Genomic DNA, 17,181 nt, shown 5'->3' on the forward strand with positions numbered 1-17,181 from the left:
TGGCCCCCTCTTCAGAGGAGACCCTTTCGCGTCAGATGGTTGAAGAAGAGCCACCCCGGAAGCACCGGCAGCCACAGCGTCAGGAGCCGGTAGAGCAGCACGGCGGGGGCCGCCACGTCCTTGGGGACGCCCACCGCGATCAGACCGAGGGTCAGCGTCGCCTCGACCGCGCCCACACCGCCCGGCGTCGGCGCCGCCGATCCCAGGGCGTTGCCCGCGAGGAAGACGACCGCGACGCTCGCGAGACTCAGCGACGTCATCTGCTCGTTGCCGAAGGCCCGCACCGAAGCGTCCAGGCAGAGCACGAACATCAGGGTGAGCAGCAGCATCCCGCCGATGCCGGTGAGCAGCTTCTGCGGCCGCTGCAGTACGTCCAGCATGCGCGGCACGACCCCGGCGAAAAGCGACCGCACGCGCGTGACGACGAATTTCCGCAGGAACGGGATGGCGGTCACCACGAGGACGAGGACCGCGACCGACAGCAGACCGGCGATGACGGTGCGGGACGGCGTGAAGGACGGGGTCTTCTCCGTCCCCGTCAGATAGCCGAAGATCAGCAGCAGCAGGATGTGCGAACCGAGCCCGAAGAGCTGCGAGGCGCCGACGCTCGCCACCGCGAGCCCCGAGCGCACTCCGGACCGCTGCAGGAACCGGGTGTTCAGCGCGACACCGCCGACGGCCGCGGGCGCCACGATCTTCACGAACGATCCGGCGACCTGCGCCGCCACCGCCCGCAGGAACGGCACCCGCTCCGGCACGAAGCCCAGCAGGCTCATCGCCGCCGCGAAGTAGCTCAGCGCGGAGAAGCCCACCGCGGCGGCCACCCAGCCCCATTCCGCCTCGTCGACGAGGGTGCCGAACTCGACGTGCGTGAGCTGCGAGAGCAGGAAGTAGGCGCCGATGGCGCCGGCGATGAAGCTGACCAGCGTGCGCGGCCTGATCCGCTCCAGCTGCGCGGGCTCGACCGGCGCCGTCGGGCGGATGAGGAGTACCTGGTGGCGGATCTGGGTGAGCAGATCCTCCTCGCGGGCCTGCTCCAGGGCGTCGTCTATGGCCTGCTTCTCGGCCTGCCGCTCCTGCTTGGCCGCCTGCTTCTCCTGCTTCGAGGACTGCTTGTCCGCCGGGTCGCCCCCGGCCGCCTCCGCGCGCGCGTTCTGCCGGGACTTGCGGGAGGCCTCGAGGACGGCCTCGCGCTCGCGCTGGGACCGTTCCCTGGCCAGCCTGGCGAGGGTGGCGCGGGTGGAGCGGGTGAGGGCGATGGGCTGCAGCAGCGGCAGACAGTCGGCCACCGCGTCGGGTCCGAGGACCTCGACGGCGGCGGCGACCGCGCGTTCGGCCCCCACCCGCAGGCCGAGGGCGGTCAGGAGCTGGGCGATGTCGATGCGCAGGACCAGGTCGCCCGCGGCGATCTCGCCGCCGCGCAGGTCAGTGAGGATCACGGTGCCGGAACGATCCACCAGGACCGCGTCGCCCGCGAGCCTGCGGTGCGCGATGCGCCGGGACTGCAGTGCCTGCACCTGGCGCCAGGTGTCGCACAGCAACTCGTCGGTGATGGCGTCGTCCGGCAGCGAGTCCAGGGTGCGGCCGCCCGTGTGCTCGTAGACGAGCATCACGGCGTCGGGGCCGAGCTCGGAGGTGGCGATCAGCTTCGGCGCGTTCGCTCCGGCCGCGATGGCCGCGTACGCGAGGAGGGCCTCCTGCTCCAGGGCCTGCCGCAGCGACTGCAGGCTGCGCCGCTGGGTGATGCCCCGCAGGGTGAGCCTGCGCCAGACGCGGTAGAAGAAGCCCTGCGCCTGCTGCTCGCGGTCGATGACCGTGACGTCCAGCGGCGGGCCGTCCTCCATGGTGACGAAATACCGCCTGCCGCGGTCGCCGTGCTCGCTGTCCGGGGACTCCTCGCGGGCGGCGTTGACGGGGTGGAAGCCGACGTGGCGCAGGCCCACGAGGAGCGTCTGCCCGGTCGGCCGTACGTTCGGTGAGCCGACCGCGTAGAGCGTGCCGTACGCGACCGCCCAGCCGATCAGCACGGTCAGGATGATCGAGAACGGCGTCGTGTAGCCGGTCACCAGCATCGTGAACGCGTCGAGCAGCAGCACCACGAACAGGACCAGGCGCCAGCGCGGTCTGCGGGACATGCCGACGGCCGTCATGTACGCGATAACGGGTGCGAGGTAGCCGTGCACCGGATCGGTGAAGGCGTGCACGTCGGCCGGGGACGGCTTGGTCAGCGCGTCCTGGATGGAGTCCGGGGCGGCCTTCGCCACCCAGAGGTCGGTGGCGAGCGTCACGCCGTGCGCGAGGACCGCGGCCAGCACACCGTCGGCGATGCGCAGCCCGTCGCGTTTGACTAGGCGTTCGATCGCGAAGGCGACGGGGACGAGCAGCACCCCGATGCTGGCGATCAGGCCCGCCACCTTGATCAGCAGGTCGGGCGCCTGCTCCGTGCCCTTGTCGATGTCCTGTTCGAGCCCGGACGTCGTGCCGTGCGCGAACGCGGCGATGGCCAGGAGCACGGCGATGGCCAGGACGCCGACGAGGAGACGCATCAGGTCGGACGGGCGGTGCACGCGCGCGGCCAGGAGCGGTTCGTCGCCCGCGACGCGGTCGACGTGCGCACCCTCGCCGTCGGCGCAGTCGGGACCGCGGTCCACGCCCTGCCCCTGGGCCTTCTCGACCTCTTCGGTCCGCCCGATCTCGTTGGTCTGGTCGGTCTTCTCGGTCTTCAGGGGGCGCTCACCGGTGTCCAGGTGTGACTCGGACGCAGAGGTGCCCGCCTTCTCATCGGGATGCACGCCCTGCCGCTCCGTTGCCTCTTCTTGATCTCGTATCACCAGTCACCGCCCGCACGATGGTGGCATGTCCCGCCCCCGGAGGGGGGCACCAGGGGGCAACGCGAGGCTGCGAAGTGGTCACGAAACGACACTTTGTGCCCTGTCACGGGGCCTGCGGCACGCTCCGTGGTGGGCACGTCACCATGTCGGTGGGGTACGGCAGGATGGTCCGGATGAGCGAGGAGAGCCGAACGGGACAGGCGCGGCCCGACGACACGGGGCAGGCGCTGCCGGAGTACGCGGAACGGGTCCTTGAGGTCGCCGAACTGATCCCCCCGGGGAGGGTGATGACCTACGGGGACGTCGCCGAGTGGCTCGAGGAAGGCGGCCCGCGCCAGGTCGGACGGGTGATGGCCCTCTACGGAGGGGGTGTTCCGTGGTGGCGCGTGGTCCGCTCGGACGGCGTGCTGCTGCCCGGCCATGAACTGCGCGCCCTTGAGCGCTACCGGGAGGAGGGCACGCCGCTGCGGCAGGCCTCGCGCGCCGCCCATGGGCATGTCCCGAAGCTCGACATGCGGCGGGCGCGGTGGGACGGCGGTGCGGTGGGCGGCGGCGCGGCGCACGGCGGCGCGGAGGGCGTCGCCGCGGATGACGCTCGCCCGCAGGCTCCGGAGGCTCACACCTGACAGCTTCCGGCATGCGGCGGCACGGCGGGGAACTGGTGGCCCGTACGGGGGAAGCCACGCGTTCCCCGCGCCCACTGGCGTAGCGTCGACAGCACGCATCCCCTTCACCCCGCGGCCACCACGAAGCCGCTCTTCGACCAGTACACCCACCAGGACCGGCGACCCACGTGAGTTCCCCTTCTTCCACTCGGCACACCCGGCACCCGTCGCACCACCAGGTACGACAGGGAGCCCGGGATGTCTACCGACTGGTGCGTACGCCGCCGACCCCATTGGCCCCCCCTCGCCTGGACGCAGGTCAGCGCGGTGTGGTTGACCACGAGAGCGGACCGCTGCTGGTCCTGGCCGGGCCCGGCACGGGCAAGACGACCACCCTCGTGGAGGCCGTCGCCCGCCGCGTCGCCGAGGGCGGGGACCCAGCACGCATCCTGGTGCTGACCTTCAGCCGCAAGGCCGCGGTGGAGCTGCGCGACCGCATGGCGCTGCGCATAGGGGCGGCGCGCGCCCCGCAGGCCACGACCTTCCACTCCTTCTGCTACGCCCTCGTCCGCGCCCACCAGGACGCCGATCTGTTCGTCGAGCCGTTGCGGCTCCTGTCCGGCCCCGAACAGGACGTGGCGGTACGTGAACTGCTCGCGGGCCAGATCGACCTCGCGCGGGAGGGGCACGGCCACATCCGCTGGCCGGACGAGTTGCGCGCCTGCCTGACCACGCGCGGCTTCGCCGACGAGGTACGCGCGGTGCTCGCCCGCAGCCGGGAGCTGGGGCTCGGCCCTGACGCCCTGGACGCCTTCGCGCGCCGCAGCGGCCGGCCCGACTGGGGCGCGGCAGCGGCCTTCCTCGCCGAGTACCTGGACGTACTCGACCTGCAAGGAGTGCTCGACTACGCGGAACTGGTGCACCGCGCCGTGCTGCTCGCGCGCCGGCCCGAGGTGGCGCGGGCGCTCGGCGCGCAGTACGACGCCGTCTTCGTGGACGAGTACCAGGACACCGACCCCGCACAGGTCCGGCTGCTGCACGCGCTCGCCGGGGGCGGCCGCACGCTCGTCGCCTTCGGCGACCCCGACCAGTCGATCTACACGTTCCGCGGCGCCGACGTGAACGGCATCCTGGAGTTCCCGCACGACTTCCCGCGCGCGGACGGCACCCCGGCGCCGGTCGAGGTCCTGAGGACGTCCCGCAGGTCGGGCGCGGGCCTGCTCGACGCCACCCGCCTGCTCACCCGCCGCATGCCGCTGACCAGGCTTCCCGCGCAGAAGGTGCGGGCCCACCGGGAGCTGGAGCCGGTCAGGGACGGCGGCCGCGTCGAGGTGTACACCTACCCGACGGCAGGCACCGAGCTCGACAACATCGCGGACATCCTGCGCCGCGCCCACCTGGAGGACGGCGTCCCCTGGGGCGACATGGCGGTCCTGGTCCGTGCGGGCGCCCGCACGATTCCCGCGGTCCGCCGCAGCCTCAGCGCGGCGGGCGTCCCTCTGGAGATCGACGGCGACGACATCGCCCTGCGCCACGAGCCCGCGGTGACGCCGCTGCTCACGGCGCTGCGCGTGGTGGCCACGGCGGTGGACGACGCGGAGGCGGGGGCCGCGGGGGAGGGGAGTCCCGAGGGCGAGGCCGCCGAAGCGGAGGCTTCAGTGAGCGATGTCTCGGAAGAGGGTGCCTCTGTGAGCGGTGTCTCGGAGGACGGTGCCTCTGTGGGCGGTGCCTCGGAAGGCGGTGCCTCCGTAAGCGATGTCCTGGAAACCGAGGCACCCGGAAGCGCCGCTGCAGAAGGCACCGCTGCGGAAATCAGCACTCCAGAAGGCGGCCCCTCCGGAAACGACACCCCCGGGGAACCCGGCCCGCGCCGGACGACCGCCCCGCGCGCGGAAGCCACCGCACCCGCCTGGCTGGACACCGAGACCGCCATCGCCCTCCTCACCTCCCCTCTGGCCGGCATGGACGCCGCCGACCTGCGGCGACTGGGCCGCGCCCTGCGCGAGGAGGAGCGCGCGGCGGGCAACCACGTGCCGCCGCCCTCCGACGAGCTGCTGGCCCGCGCCCTCGCCGAGCCGGAGCGCCTCGTCGCGCACGACCCGGCGTACGCACGCGGTGCCCAGCGGCTCGGCGCGCTGCTCCGCAAGGCCCGTGAGCGCCTTGCGGGCGGCGGCACCGCCGAGGAGGCGCTGTGGGAGCTGTGGGACGGCACGCCCTGGCCCAGGCGGCTCGAGCGCACCGCGCGCCGCGGCGGCGCGGCAGGCCGCAACGCCGACCGCGACCTCGACGCGGTGTGCGCGCTGTTCGCCGCCGCCGCCCGCGCGGAGGAGCGCACGGGCGGTCGCGGCGCCCTCAACTTCCTGGAGGAGACCGAGGCCCAGGACATCGCCGCGGACACACTCACCCGGCGGGCGGCCCGCCCCGACGCCGTACGGCTGATGACGGCGCACCGCTCCAAGGGCCTGGAGTGGCGGCTCGTGGTGGTCGCGGGCGTCCAGGAGGGCCTCTGGCCCGACCTGCGCCGCCGCGGCTCCCTCCTGGAGGCCGACCGCATCGGCCGCGACGGCCTCGCCGAACCGCTCACTCCCGGAGCGCTCCTCTCCGAAGAACGCCGGTTGTTCTACGTCGCCGCCACGCGCGCGCGTGAACGGCTCGTCGTGACCGCGGTGAAGGCGCCCGCGGACGACGGCGACCAGCCGTCCCGCTTCCTGAGCGAACTCGGTGTCGAGCCCAAGGACATAACGGGCCGCCCACGGCGTCCTCTGTCCGTCGCCGCGCTCGTCGCCGAGCTGCGCGCCACCACCGTCGACCCGCGCGTCTCCGACACCCTGCGCGAGGCGGCGGCCCGGCGCCTGGCCCGCCTGGCCGCGCTGAGCGACGCCGACGGGCGCCCCCTCGTACCCGCCGCGCACCCCTACCGCTGGTGGGGCATGTACGAACCGACGGCGAGCGAGGTCCCCCTGCGGGACCGGGACAAGCCCGTCGTGCTCTCCGGAAGCGCCCTCGACCAGCTCGCCAACACCTGCGCCCTGCAGTGGTTCCTCGGCCGCGAGGTGAAGGCGGACGCCCCCGCGACCGCCGCCCAGGGCTTCGGCAACGTGGTGCACGTGCTGGCCGACGAGGTCGCCTCCGGGCGCACCCCCGCCGACCTCGCCGTCCTCATGGAGCGCCTCGACTCCGTGTGGGACGCGCTCGCGTTCGACGCCCCCTGGAAGTCGGCGCAGGAGAAGGAGCACGCGCGCGTGGCGCTTGAGCGCTTCCTCCAGTGGCATGTGATGGACCGCGCGAGCCGCACCCCCGTCGCCAGCGAGCACGGCTTCGACGTGACCCTGGAAGCCGGTTCCTACGAAGTGCGGGTACGCGGCTCCATGGACCGTGTCGAACAGGACGCGGAAGGTCGTGCCTACGTAGTCGACTTCAAGACAGGCAAGCAGTCCCCGAGCGCCGCCGAGGTCGCCCGCCATCCGCAGCTCGCCGTCTACCAGCTCGCGCTCCGCGAGGGCGCCGCCGACGAGGTCTTCGAAGGCGTACGACCCGAACCGGGCGGCGCCGAACTGGTGCAGCTGCGCCAGGGCGCCGCCAAGAAGAACGGCGGCGAGAGCCTGCCGAAGGTGCAGGCCCAGGAGGCCCTTACCGGGGAGTGGATCGGCGACCTCCTCGCGACGGCCGCGGGCAAGGTCCTCGACGAGCGCTTCACCCCGACCACCGGACAGCACTGCGCACACTGCGCGTTCCGGGCGTCGTGCAGCGCGCGGCCGGAGGGCCGCCACGTCGTGGAGTAGCCCCGGGGGACCCAGCACCCGCGTGGCCGAATTAAAGTCACGGTAAGAACTTGCTGTGCGCCGTCCGAGGTGCACCCTTTTGAGGAGTACGCGTATATGGCAGCCAACCGAAAGCTCCTGGCAGTGGCCGTCGCCTGTGCCGCCGCCGTCATCGGCGTGACGGGCTGCAGCAGCGACGGCGACAAGGACCCCTTCGACGGCATGAGCGCCGACAAGATCGCCGACAAGGCGTCCAAGGCCTCCAAGGACGCCGGGTCCTACCGCATGAAGGGCCAGATGAAGCAGAACGGCCAGGCGAGCGACGTCGAGTTCGCCGTCGCCGAGTCCGGCGACTGCAAGGGCACCGTGGGTTCGGCCAAGACGGGGAAGGCCGAGTTCCTCTCCGTCGGCGAGTTCAGGTACTCCAAGGGCGACGACAAGTTCTGGGACTCCAAGGGCGGCGGCGCCACGGCGGAGCTCCTCAAGGGCCGCTGGGTCAAGCAGCCCAGCACGGCGGGCAAGGCCGTCTGCAACCCGGACGACATGTTCAGCAACAAGAACCTGAAGAAGCTCGAGCGCGAGGACGACGCCGAGGTCGACGGCGCGAAGGCGGCCGTCCTGACCCGCAAGAAGGGCGGCGAGACCACCACCTTCTACGTCGCGATGGAGGGCAAGCCGTACTTCCTGAAGGTCGTGAACAAGGGCTCCGACGGCCCCAGCACCGTCACCTTCAGCGACTACGGCAAGACCGTCGACGTCAAGGCCCCGCCGGCCAGCGAGGTCGTCGACCCGAAGAAGCTGGCCTCGGGCTCCTGACCTCACCCTCCACCTGAGCATGCGGTGGCCGCTCGCGTCCGGGTCCGCCCCGGTTGTCAGTGGCCACCGCTAGCCTCTCTGACGTGTCACCTCGCCTCACCGATCCCGAGCAGCTCAAGGAGCTCCTCGGCATCCCGTTCACCCCGGAGCAGACGGCCTGCATCACCGCGCCGCCCGCCCCGCAGGTGATCGTGGCCGGAGCGGGATCGGGCAAGACGACGGTGATGGCGGCACGCGTGGTGTGGCTGGTCGGCACCGGCCAGGTCGCCCCCGAGCAGGTCCTCGGCCTGACGTTCACGAACAAGGCGGCGGGGGAGCTCGCCGAGCGCGTGCGCCAGGCCCTCGTCAGGGCGGGCGTCACCGACCCCGACGCGGTCGACCCGGACAACCCGCCCGGCGAGCCGCTCATCTCCACCTACCACGCGTTCGCCGGCCGCCTCCTGACCGACCACGGTCTGCGTATCGGCCTGGAGCCGACCTCCCGCCTGCTCGCCGACGCCACCCGCTTCCAGCTCGCCGCCCGCGTGCTGCGCGAGGCGCCCGGCCCCTACCCGTCGCTCACCCGGTCCTTCCCCGACCTCGTCAGCGACCTCCTCGCCCTCGACAGCGAGCTCGCCGAACACCTCGTACACCCCGAGCGGCTCCGCGCGTACGACACCGCGCTCCTCGACGCCCTGGAAGGCGCCAAGCTCACCAACGCCGACCTGCGCAAGGTCCCCGAGACGGCGGCGGCCCGGCTCGAACTGGCCGAGCTCGTGGGTCACTACCGCGCGGCGAAGCGCTCCCGCGACCTCCTCGACTTCGGCGACCAGATCGCCCTCTCCGCGACACTGGCCCGCACCCGCGCGGAGGTCGGCGAGATCCTCCGCGACGAATTCCGCGTCGTCCTCCTCGACGAGTACCAGGACACGTCGGTCGCCCAGCGCATCCTCCTCTCCGGCCTGTTCGGCGGCGGCACGGGCCACCCGGTGACCGCGGTCGGTGACCCCTGCCAGGCCATCTACGGCTGGCGCGGCGCCTCTGTCGCCAACCTCGACGACTTTCCCGAGCACTTCGCGTACGCCGACGGCCGCCCCGCCACCCGCCACGCGCTCAGCGAGAACCGCCGAAGCGGGGGCCGCCTCCTGGACCTCGCCAACGGCCTCGCGGAGCCCCTGCGCGCCATGCACGCGGGCGTGGAGGCCCTGCGGCCCGCGCCGGGCGCCGAGCGCGACGGCACGGTGCGCTGCGCCCTGCTGCGCACGCACGCCGAGGAGATCGACTGGCTCGCCGACTCCATCGCCCACCTCGTCCGCACCGGCAAGGCGCCCGGCGAGATCGCCGTCCTGTGCCGCACGGCGACGGACTTCGCCGAGATCCAGGGCGCGCTCGTCGCCCGCGACATCCCCGTGGAGGTCGTCGGCCTCTCCGGACTCCTGCACCTGCCGGAGGTCGCCGACCTCGTCGCCGTCTGCGAGGTCCTCCAGGACCCGGGGGCGAACGCGTCCCTGGTGCGGCTCCTGACCGGCCCCCGCTGGCGCATCGGGCCCCGCGACCTCGCCCTCCTGGGCCGCCGCGCCCGTCTCCTCGTGCGCCCCGGGCACGCCGCCCCCGACGACCCGGACCGCCGCCTCGCCGAAGCCGTCGAAGGGGTCGACCCGGCCGAGGTGATATCGCTCGCGGACGCGCTCGACACCTTCCTGGAGACGCCGCTCGACCCGGCCGGCGCCTCCGGAGGGGACGACGGCCTGCCCTTCTCGGCGGAGGCCAGGGTGCGCTTCGCCCGGCTCGCCGCGGAACTGCGCGAGCTGCGCCGGTCGCTGTCCGACCCCCTGATGGACGTGCTGCACCGGGTGCTCGCCGTGACCGGCCTGGAGGTCGAGCTCTCCGCGTCACCGGGCGCCCTGGCGGCCCGCCGCCGCGAGACGCTCTCCAACTTCCTGGACGTCGCCGCCTCCTTCGCGGCCAACGACAACGGCGCCTCACTCCTCGCCTTCCTCGGATTCCTGCGCACCGCCGCCCAGTACGAGAAGGGCCTCGACAACGCCCTGCCGGGCGGCGAGAACACCGTCAAGGTGCTCACCGCGCACAGGTCCAAGGGCCTCGAGTGGGACGTCGTCGCCGTCCCCGGCCTGGTCACGGGCACGTTCCCGAGCGCGCAGGGCCGCGAGAAGTGGACCGCCCAGGCCAAGGTCGTACCGCACGAACTGCGCGGCGACGCGGCGACACTGCCCGACATCGACGCGTGGGACGCCAAGGGAATGAAGGCCTTCCACGAGGCGATGAAGGACCACCAGCGCACCGAGGAGCTCCGCCTCGGCTACGTGACCTTCACCCGGCCCCGCTCGCTGCTCCTCGGCTCGGGCCACTGGTGGGGCCCCTCCCAGAAGAAGCCGCGCGGCCCCTCGGACTTCCTCCAGGCCCTGTACGACCACTGCGCGGCGGGCCACGGCGAGATCGAGGCCTGGGCGGACAAGCCTGCCGAGGACGAGGAGAACCCCGCCCTGCGGGAGGCCACCGCCGACCGGGCGTGGCCGCTCCCGCTGGACGACGACTCCCTGGCCCGCCGCCGCGCCGCCGCGCGGACCGTCCTCGCGCACCTGGACCGCCTCACGGGAGAGGGCCCCGCGGAAGAGGCCCGTACCCACGAAGAGACTCATCCGGCGGCGTACGACGACGTGCCCCCGGCCGACGATCCGGAATGGCCACCCCCTCCGGAGGACGACGAACCCCCCTATGACGAACCCTCCTATGACGAACCTCCTTATGAGGAGGCCGATCCTCCCGGCGACGCCCCGGTCGACTGGGCCGCGCTGACGCCGGAGCGCCCGACGATCCCGCACCCCGCGGACGCCCCGGACGCGCGCGTGCCGCTCCCCGCAGGGGCCGCGCCCGAGGCCCGACCGCACCCCGCCGACGCCGGCGCGGACATGGACGCCGACGCCGACCGCGTCCCGGACAGCCGCCTCACCCCGGAGGAGGCCCGCACCCTCGCCTCCTGGGACCGCGACCTGGACGCCCTCACCGGCGAGCTGCTGCGCGCCCGCGAAGCCGTCAGGGACATCCCCGTGCCGCCCTCGCTCACCGCGTCCGAGCTGATGCGCCTGGCCGCCGACCCCGAGGGCTTCGCGCGGGACCTGGCCCGGCCCATGCCGCGCCCACCGCAGCCCGCCGCCCGCCGCGGCACCCGCTTCCACGCCTGGATCGAGTCCCGCTTCGAAGAGCTCACCCTGCCGATGCTCTCCCCGGAGGAGCTGCCGGGCGGCGGGCCCGACGAGGCCGAGATCGCCGACGAGCGCGACCTGGAAGCCCTCAAGGAAGCCTTCGAGCGCACCGAGTACGCCCACCGCGCGCCCTACCGCGTCGAGGTCCCCTTCCAGTTCGTGATCGCGGGCCGCGTCATCCGGGGCCGCATCGACGCCGTCTACAAGGAGGGCGAGGGCGCCGACGCGACGTACGAGATCGTCGACTGGAAGACCAGCCGCACCCGCACCGCCGACCCCCTCCAGCTCGCCGTCTACCGCCTCGCCTGGGCCGAGCAGCAGGGCGTCCCCCTGGAGTCCGTCAAGGCCGCCTTCCTCTACGTCCGCAGCGGGGAGACCGCCCGCCCGGCGAACCTCCCGGGCCGCGCCGGGCTGGAACGCCTCCTGCTGGAGGAACCGGCGGCCGGTGTGCCGGGCGACGGGCCGCAGGACGGGACCATCCCGGATGGCGGATAGGCTCGTGACCATGAGCGAGACACCGGACGGCGCCGTCCGCACGTACATCGAGAACCACCGTGCCGCCTTCCTCGACGACCTCTCCGAGTGGCTGCGCATCCCGTCCGTGTCGGCCCAGCCCGACCACGCCGGGGACGTGCGTGCCAGCGCCGAGTGGCTCGCCGGCCGGCTCAAGGAGACCGGCTTCCCGGTCGCGGAGGTCTGGGAGACGCCCGGGGCGCCCGCCGTCTTCGCCGAGTGGCCCTCCGGCGACCCGCAGGCCCCCACGGTCCTCGTCTACGGCCACCACGACGTCCAGCCCGCGGCCCGCGAGGACGGCTGGGACACCGACCCCTTCGAGCCCGTGGTCCGGGGAAACCGCCTCCACGCGCGCGGGGCCGCCGACGACAAGGGCCAGGTCTTCTTCCACACCCTCGGCGTCCGCGCCCACCTCGCCGTCACCGGCCGCACCGCGCCCGCGGTCAACCTCAAGCTGCTCGTCGAGGGCGAGGAGGAGTCCGGCTCGCCGCACTTCCGCGCCCTCGTCGAAGCCCACAGGGACCGCATCGCCGCCGACGCGGTGATCGTCTCGGACACCGGCATGTGGTCGGAGGACACCCCGACCGTCTGCACGGGCATGCGCGGCCTCGCCGAGTGCGAGATCGAGCTGCACGGCCCCGACCAGGACATCCACTCCGGCTCGTTCGGCGGCGCCGTGCCGAACCCCGCCACCGAGGCCGCCCGGCTCGTCGCCGCCCTCCACGACGACCACGCGCGCGTGGCGATCCCCGGCTTCTACGACGGCATCACGGAGCTCACCGACCGCGAGCGCGAACTCTTCGCCGAGCTGCCCTTCGACGAGGAGCGCTGGCTGCGCACGGCCAAGTCGCACGGCACCCACGGCGAGTCCGGGCACACCACTCTTGAACGCATTTGGGCCCGCCCCACCGCCGAGGTCAACGGCATCGGCGGCGGCTACCAGGGCGCGGGCAGCAAGACGATCATCCCGTCGTCCGCCGTCGTGAAGCTGTCCTTCCGGCTCGTCGCGGGCCAGGACCCGGAGCGCGTCGAGAAGGCCGTGCGCGCCTGGGCCGCCGACCGCGTCCCCGCCGGTATCCGCCAGACGGTCACCTTCAGCGCAGGCACGCGCCCGTGCCTGACCCCGCTGGACCACCCCGCCCTCCAGTCCGTCGTACGGGCGATGGGCCGCGCCTTCGAGCAGAAGATCCGCTTCACGCGCGAGGGCGGCTCGGGACCGGCCGCCGACCTCCAGGACGTCCTCGCCGCGCCCGTCCTCTTCCTGGGCATCTCCGTCCCGTCCGACGGCTGGCACGCGCCGAACGAGAAGGTCGAGATCGACTTGCTGCTCAAGGGCGTCGAGACGACCGCCTACCTGTGGGGCGACCTCGCGGCGAACTGGCACGATGCAGACTGAGGCGCCCCTCGAAGGCCCGCCGGCCGCCGTACACGCCCCGCCGCACGCCCTGCTGAACCACCCATTCCACCGGGGGAGTTGGAAGCACCTGTGACCACCTGGACCGACAGCACCGCAGATCGCCCCGTCTCGCTGACCGCTCCCAGCGGCATCGACCGTGCGGCCCACCACCGCATGGACGAGGCGTGGCTCGCCGCAGCCTGGAGCCACCCCACGACCCGGGTCTTCGTGGTCTCCGGCGGCCAGGTACTCATCGACGAGACACCCGAGGGCAACACCGAACTGGTGATGACGCCGTCCTTTGAAGCGCCCCTCACCGAGGAGCACCGCTACTTCCTGGGCACCGACGACGACGGCGTCAGCTACTTCGCCCTCCAGAAGGACAGCCTGCCGGGCCGCATGGACCAGTCGGCGCGCCCCGCGGGGCTGCGCGAGGCGGGGCTCCTGCTCTCCCCCCGGGACGCGGGCCTGATGGTGCACGCGGTCGCCCTGGAGAACTGGCAGCGCCTGCACCGCTTCTGCTCACGCTGCGGCGAGCGCACCGTCATCGCGGCGGCCGGTCACATCCGCCGCTGCCAGGCCTGCGGCGCTGAGCACTACCCGCGCACGGACCCCGCCGTGATCATGGCCGTCAGGGACAGCGAGGACCGCATCCTCCTCGGCCGCCAGGTGCACTGGCCCGAGGGCCGCTTCTCCACCCTCGCGGGCTTCGTCGAGCCGGGGGAGTCCATCGAGCAGTCGGTGCGGCGCGAGGTCTTCGAGGAGGCGGGCGTCACGGTCGGCGACGTCGAGTACGTCGCGAGTCAGCCCTGGCCGTTCCCCTCCAGCCTGATGCTGGGCTTCATGGCCGACGCGACCTCCTCGGAGATCAACGTCGACGGTGAGGAGATCCATGAGGCCCGCTGGTTCTCCCGGGAAGACCTGCGGGCCGCGTTCGAGTCCGGGGAGGTCCTGCCTCCCTACGGAATCTCGATCGCGGCCCGCTTGATCGAACTCTGGTACGGCAAGCCCCTGCCGAAGCCGGGGACCGTGGGCTGAGCCCGTGCCGCACCCTCGCCCGGATGCTGCGCCTCAGGCGTCCAGCTTCTGCTTGACCTGCGCCAGCGAGGGGTTCGTCAGCGTCGAGCGTCCGGGAAGAGAACGGTGGGGACGGTCTGTAGGCTTCGCGCCTAGGGAGGGCTGGTCGGGGAGGACCGCCCGCGTCCAGGGAGGGGGAGTTCGTGAGCGACAAGCCCAGGGCTCTTGGTGTCGTCCGTCTGTCGGTGAGCAACGAGCACCAGACCGGCGAGGAAACGCAGCGCACCCGCATCACCAAGCGGGCCGAAGCCGAAGAGATGGAGCTGATCGACTTCGCCGTCGACATCGACGTCTCGGCGTCCATCTCGCCATGGATGCGCCCGTCCTTGGGTGACTGGCTGAACAACAAGAAGGACGAGTTCGACCACGTCGTCATCCTGAAGATCGACCGCATCGCCCGGTCGGTCCGGCACCTCTCGGACATCATCGAGTGGTGCGAGGCGAACGGTAAGGGACTCATCTCCTGCGAGGAGGGCTTCGACCTCTCGAAGCCCTGGGGCAAGACGATTGCGAAGATCCTCGCCGTGGTCGCCGAGGCGGAGCTGGACGCCATCAAGGCCAGGGCCAAGGCGTCGCGCGAGACGATGCGCAAGGGCGGTCGCTGGCCGGGTGGGCTGGTCCCGTTCGGCCGCCGCTCGGTGAAGGGCGAGGACGGCTTCACGCTGGAACTCGATCCGACGTACGGCCCGGTGCTGATCGAGATGATCCGCCGCTTCATCGAGAAGCCCAGCTTCTCCGCCGTCGCCACATGGCTGAACGAGCAGGAGATCCCCACGGCTCAGGACATCGCGCGTATCCGGGCGGCAGCAGGCGAGAGCACGACACGGCTCGCAGCGCCGCAGCCTCGCGGCAGCAAGTGGACGGCGACCGCAGTCCAGGCCGTACTGTCCAGCCGATCGCTACTCGGCGAGTACGTGCGCGCGGACGGCAGTCTGGTCCGGAACAGTGACGGCACTCCGGTGATGAGATCCGCACCGGTCCTCAACGCCGAAGAGTGGGCGACGCTGTCGGAGGCGGTCGCCTCGGTCAAGTACAAGAAGCCGAAGGGGTCCACGTCGCCGACCGTCGGGGTGACGTTCTGCCTGCTCTGCAAGAGCCCCATCTACTACGTCAAGGGGAACCCGACGAAGGGGCAGAAGGAGCGGTACCGCTGCCACGGCAACAAGAGCATGGGCATCCCGGCTTGCAACGGGCAGACGTTCCTGGCGACGGATCTGTATCCCTGGCTTGAGTCGGCCCTGCTGGGGGAGATCGGCCACCTCGAACGGATGGAGTCGAGTACGACCATCGACGACAGTCGTGCCGCGAAGCTGGCTGTCATCGACGGAAAGATGAACCAGCTCAACAAGGAGTTCCAGCAAGGCGTCATGAGCGCCACGGCGTACGCCTCTCAGATGACGACTCTCGCCCAGGACAGAGAGAAGATCACCACTCAGGAGGGGCCGAAGCCGGTAACCGTGTGGACCGGTGCCGGCGAGAGCTACGCCGACTGGTGGGCACGTACGACCGTCGACGAGCGTCGGGAGTTCCTGCGGAAGCACCAGGTCAAGGCGTACTTCCGGAGGGACGTCCTTGCCGTCGACCCGGGCGACTTGGTGGAGAACCTGAGGCAGCAAGGCTCGCAGTGGTACGACCACCCGACCAAGGCGTCTCAGGTCTTGAATCCGATCGAGCCGGTGTGGGGGTTCGGCGACGCCCCAAAGGAGAAGCCGCCGACCCTTACCGGGGCCGAGTGGGAGATCGTCAGCTGGTGGGAGAACTTCGAGCGCGACAGGGCGGACAGGGAGTCGAAGGCTGAGTGAGCGGCTTCGCCACTGAGTACGTTGCCCAGCGCTCGCCGTAGGCCCCGACTGGCACCGCCCTCACCCGAGGGCAGGGCTTCGTCGTCCCCACTCAGAAGGGCGGTGGCTCTTGCCCTGCCCTTTGCGGCTCGCCGATCTGGCCGCCGTAGTCGAAGTCCACAGGCGCAGGAGGCACGTACTCCTCTCCGAACCAGCGGCGACGCTGCGATTCTTCCTTCACCTTGGCAAGGTCTACGAAGGACAAGGCCGGGGCCGAAGGCCCCAAGGAGCTGGCCCTTTCGTCTTCCTCTTGGGAGCCGCTTACGCGGCTCACTCCTGAAGACGGCTTGCGTCCTTCGTCTTCACGCTGTCGGCCCCCTTCGGGAGGCCGCTCTTCGCTTAGCGCCTCGCTCTTCGCCGCTGGCTCTAGGCTCTTTCCGCCGTCGTGCTTATAAGTGTCTAGGTTGTATGTCTTCAGAGACATACCCCCTGCTCCGGCAAGGTAAGTCGATAGATCACCGGGCCTTCCGGAACCTTGCCCGTCTTCGCCAGCCAGCCAGCCTTACGCAGCCTCGCCACGATCTTGTTGACCGTCTGTCCGCCGTAGCCAAGTTCCCTGGCGATCGTCCCGTTGGACGGGCACACGTTCGGTGAGTGGGACCCGCCCTGTAACTGGCCAGGTTCCGTGTCGTTGGCCGGGGCGTGACCAGAGAAGAGTGGTTGAGCTATTGGCTCGCTCGCGCTCCGCAGCTCAGCGAGGAGAAGGTCAAAGAGATCCTCCACCTCATGGGCTTGGAGCTGGCCGCCAACGGTGCAGTACAACGCGTGCCGGGCGAGTGAACGTGGCCGACGGAAGCCCGTTCCAGAAACGATAAGCAGCGGAACGCAGAAGGCCCCCGCCGAAGCGAGGGCCACTCTGTACGTACGAGGAGGTCAGGCGGCGCCGAGCGCCTGCTTGACCTGGGCGAGGCTCGGGTTCGTCATGACGACCTCAGACCCACCGTCGGCGGGAACTACCTGAACGGTCGGAACCGTCTGGTTTCCGCCGTTCGCCTTCTCGACGAAGGCCGCCGACTCCGGGTCGTGCTCGATGTTGATCTCGGTGTACGCGATGCCCTCACGGTCCATCTGACCCTTGAGGCGGCGGCAGTAGCCGCACCACGTGGTGCTGTACATCGTCACAGTGCCCGGCATGTCT

The 17,181-nt window shown here is 71.7% G+C and carries 9 protein-coding genes; 7 read left to right on the plus strand and 2 right to left on the minus strand.

The genetic code is table 11. The features are described from left to right. Window positions 1-11: 11 nt before the first annotated feature. On the minus strand, window positions 12-2,792 hold the full coding sequence (locus tag ACFVYR_RS06385; RefSeq protein WP_384249353.1) for a lysylphosphatidylglycerol synthase domain-containing protein: 2,781 nt from the start codon (window positions 2,790-2,792) through the stop codon (window positions 12-14). Between the two features lie 212 nt (window positions 2,793-3,004). Here ACFVYR_RS06385 and ACFVYR_RS06390 point away from each other — a divergent pair, with 212 nt between their 5' ends. The 7 genes from ACFVYR_RS06390 to ACFVYR_RS06420 all read left to right on the plus strand — a co-directional run bounded on the left by ACFVYR_RS06390 (window position 3,005) and on the right by ACFVYR_RS06420 (window position 16,004). Further along, window positions 3,005-3,457, plus strand: coding sequence for an MGMT family protein (locus tag ACFVYR_RS06390; protein ID WP_384249351.1), 453 nt, complete (start codon window positions 3,005-3,007; stop codon window positions 3,455-3,457). A gap of 167 nt (window positions 3,458-3,624) precedes the next feature. Next, window positions 3,625-7,218, plus strand: a complete 3,594-nt coding sequence (locus ACFVYR_RS06395) for an ATP-dependent helicase (RefSeq protein ID WP_384249348.1) — start codon at window positions 3,625-3,627, stop codon at window positions 7,216-7,218. Window positions 7,219-7,314: 96 nt separating this feature from the next. Beyond that, complete coding sequence (locus tag ACFVYR_RS06400) at window positions 7,315-8,013, plus strand: hypothetical protein (protein ID WP_384249346.1); 699 nt, start codon at window positions 7,315-7,317, stop codon at window positions 8,011-8,013. Window positions 8,014-8,096: 83 nt separating this feature from the next. After that, complete coding sequence (locus tag ACFVYR_RS06405) at window positions 8,097-11,711, plus strand: UvrD-helicase domain-containing protein (protein WP_384249344.1); 3,615 nt, start codon at window positions 8,097-8,099, stop codon at window positions 11,709-11,711. 10 nt (window positions 11,712-11,721) lie between these two features. Next, entirely contained in the window at window positions 11,722-13,125 is a 1,404-nt protein-coding gene (locus tag ACFVYR_RS06410) for a dipeptidase (protein WP_384249342.1), read from the plus strand. A 90-nt stretch (window positions 13,126-13,215) separates the two neighbouring features. Next, window positions 13,216-14,163, plus strand: a complete 948-nt coding sequence (gene nudC, locus ACFVYR_RS06415) for an NAD(+) diphosphatase (protein ID WP_384249340.1) — start codon at window positions 13,216-13,218, stop codon at window positions 14,161-14,163. Between the two features lie 182 nt (window positions 14,164-14,345). Next, the gene (locus ACFVYR_RS06420; RefSeq protein ID WP_384249337.1) at window positions 14,346-16,004 is read left to right on the plus strand and encodes a recombinase family protein; all 1,659 of its coding nucleotides are present in this window, start codon (window positions 14,346-14,348) and stop codon (window positions 16,002-16,004) included. Between the two features lie 912 nt (window positions 16,005-16,916). On the opposite strand, the gene ACFVYR_RS06425 is transcribed toward ACFVYR_RS06420, so the two are convergent. Continuing rightward, window positions 16,917-17,177 (minus strand): mycoredoxin, encoded by a 261-nt coding sequence (locus ACFVYR_RS06425; protein ID WP_384249335.1) that lies wholly within the window; start codon window positions 17,175-17,177, stop codon window positions 16,917-16,919. Window positions 17,178-17,181: the final 4 nt, after the last annotated feature.

Source organism: Streptomyces sp. NPDC058284, assembly GCF_042881135.1.
GTDB lineage: Bacteria > Actinomycetota > Actinomycetes > Streptomycetales > Streptomycetaceae > Streptomyces.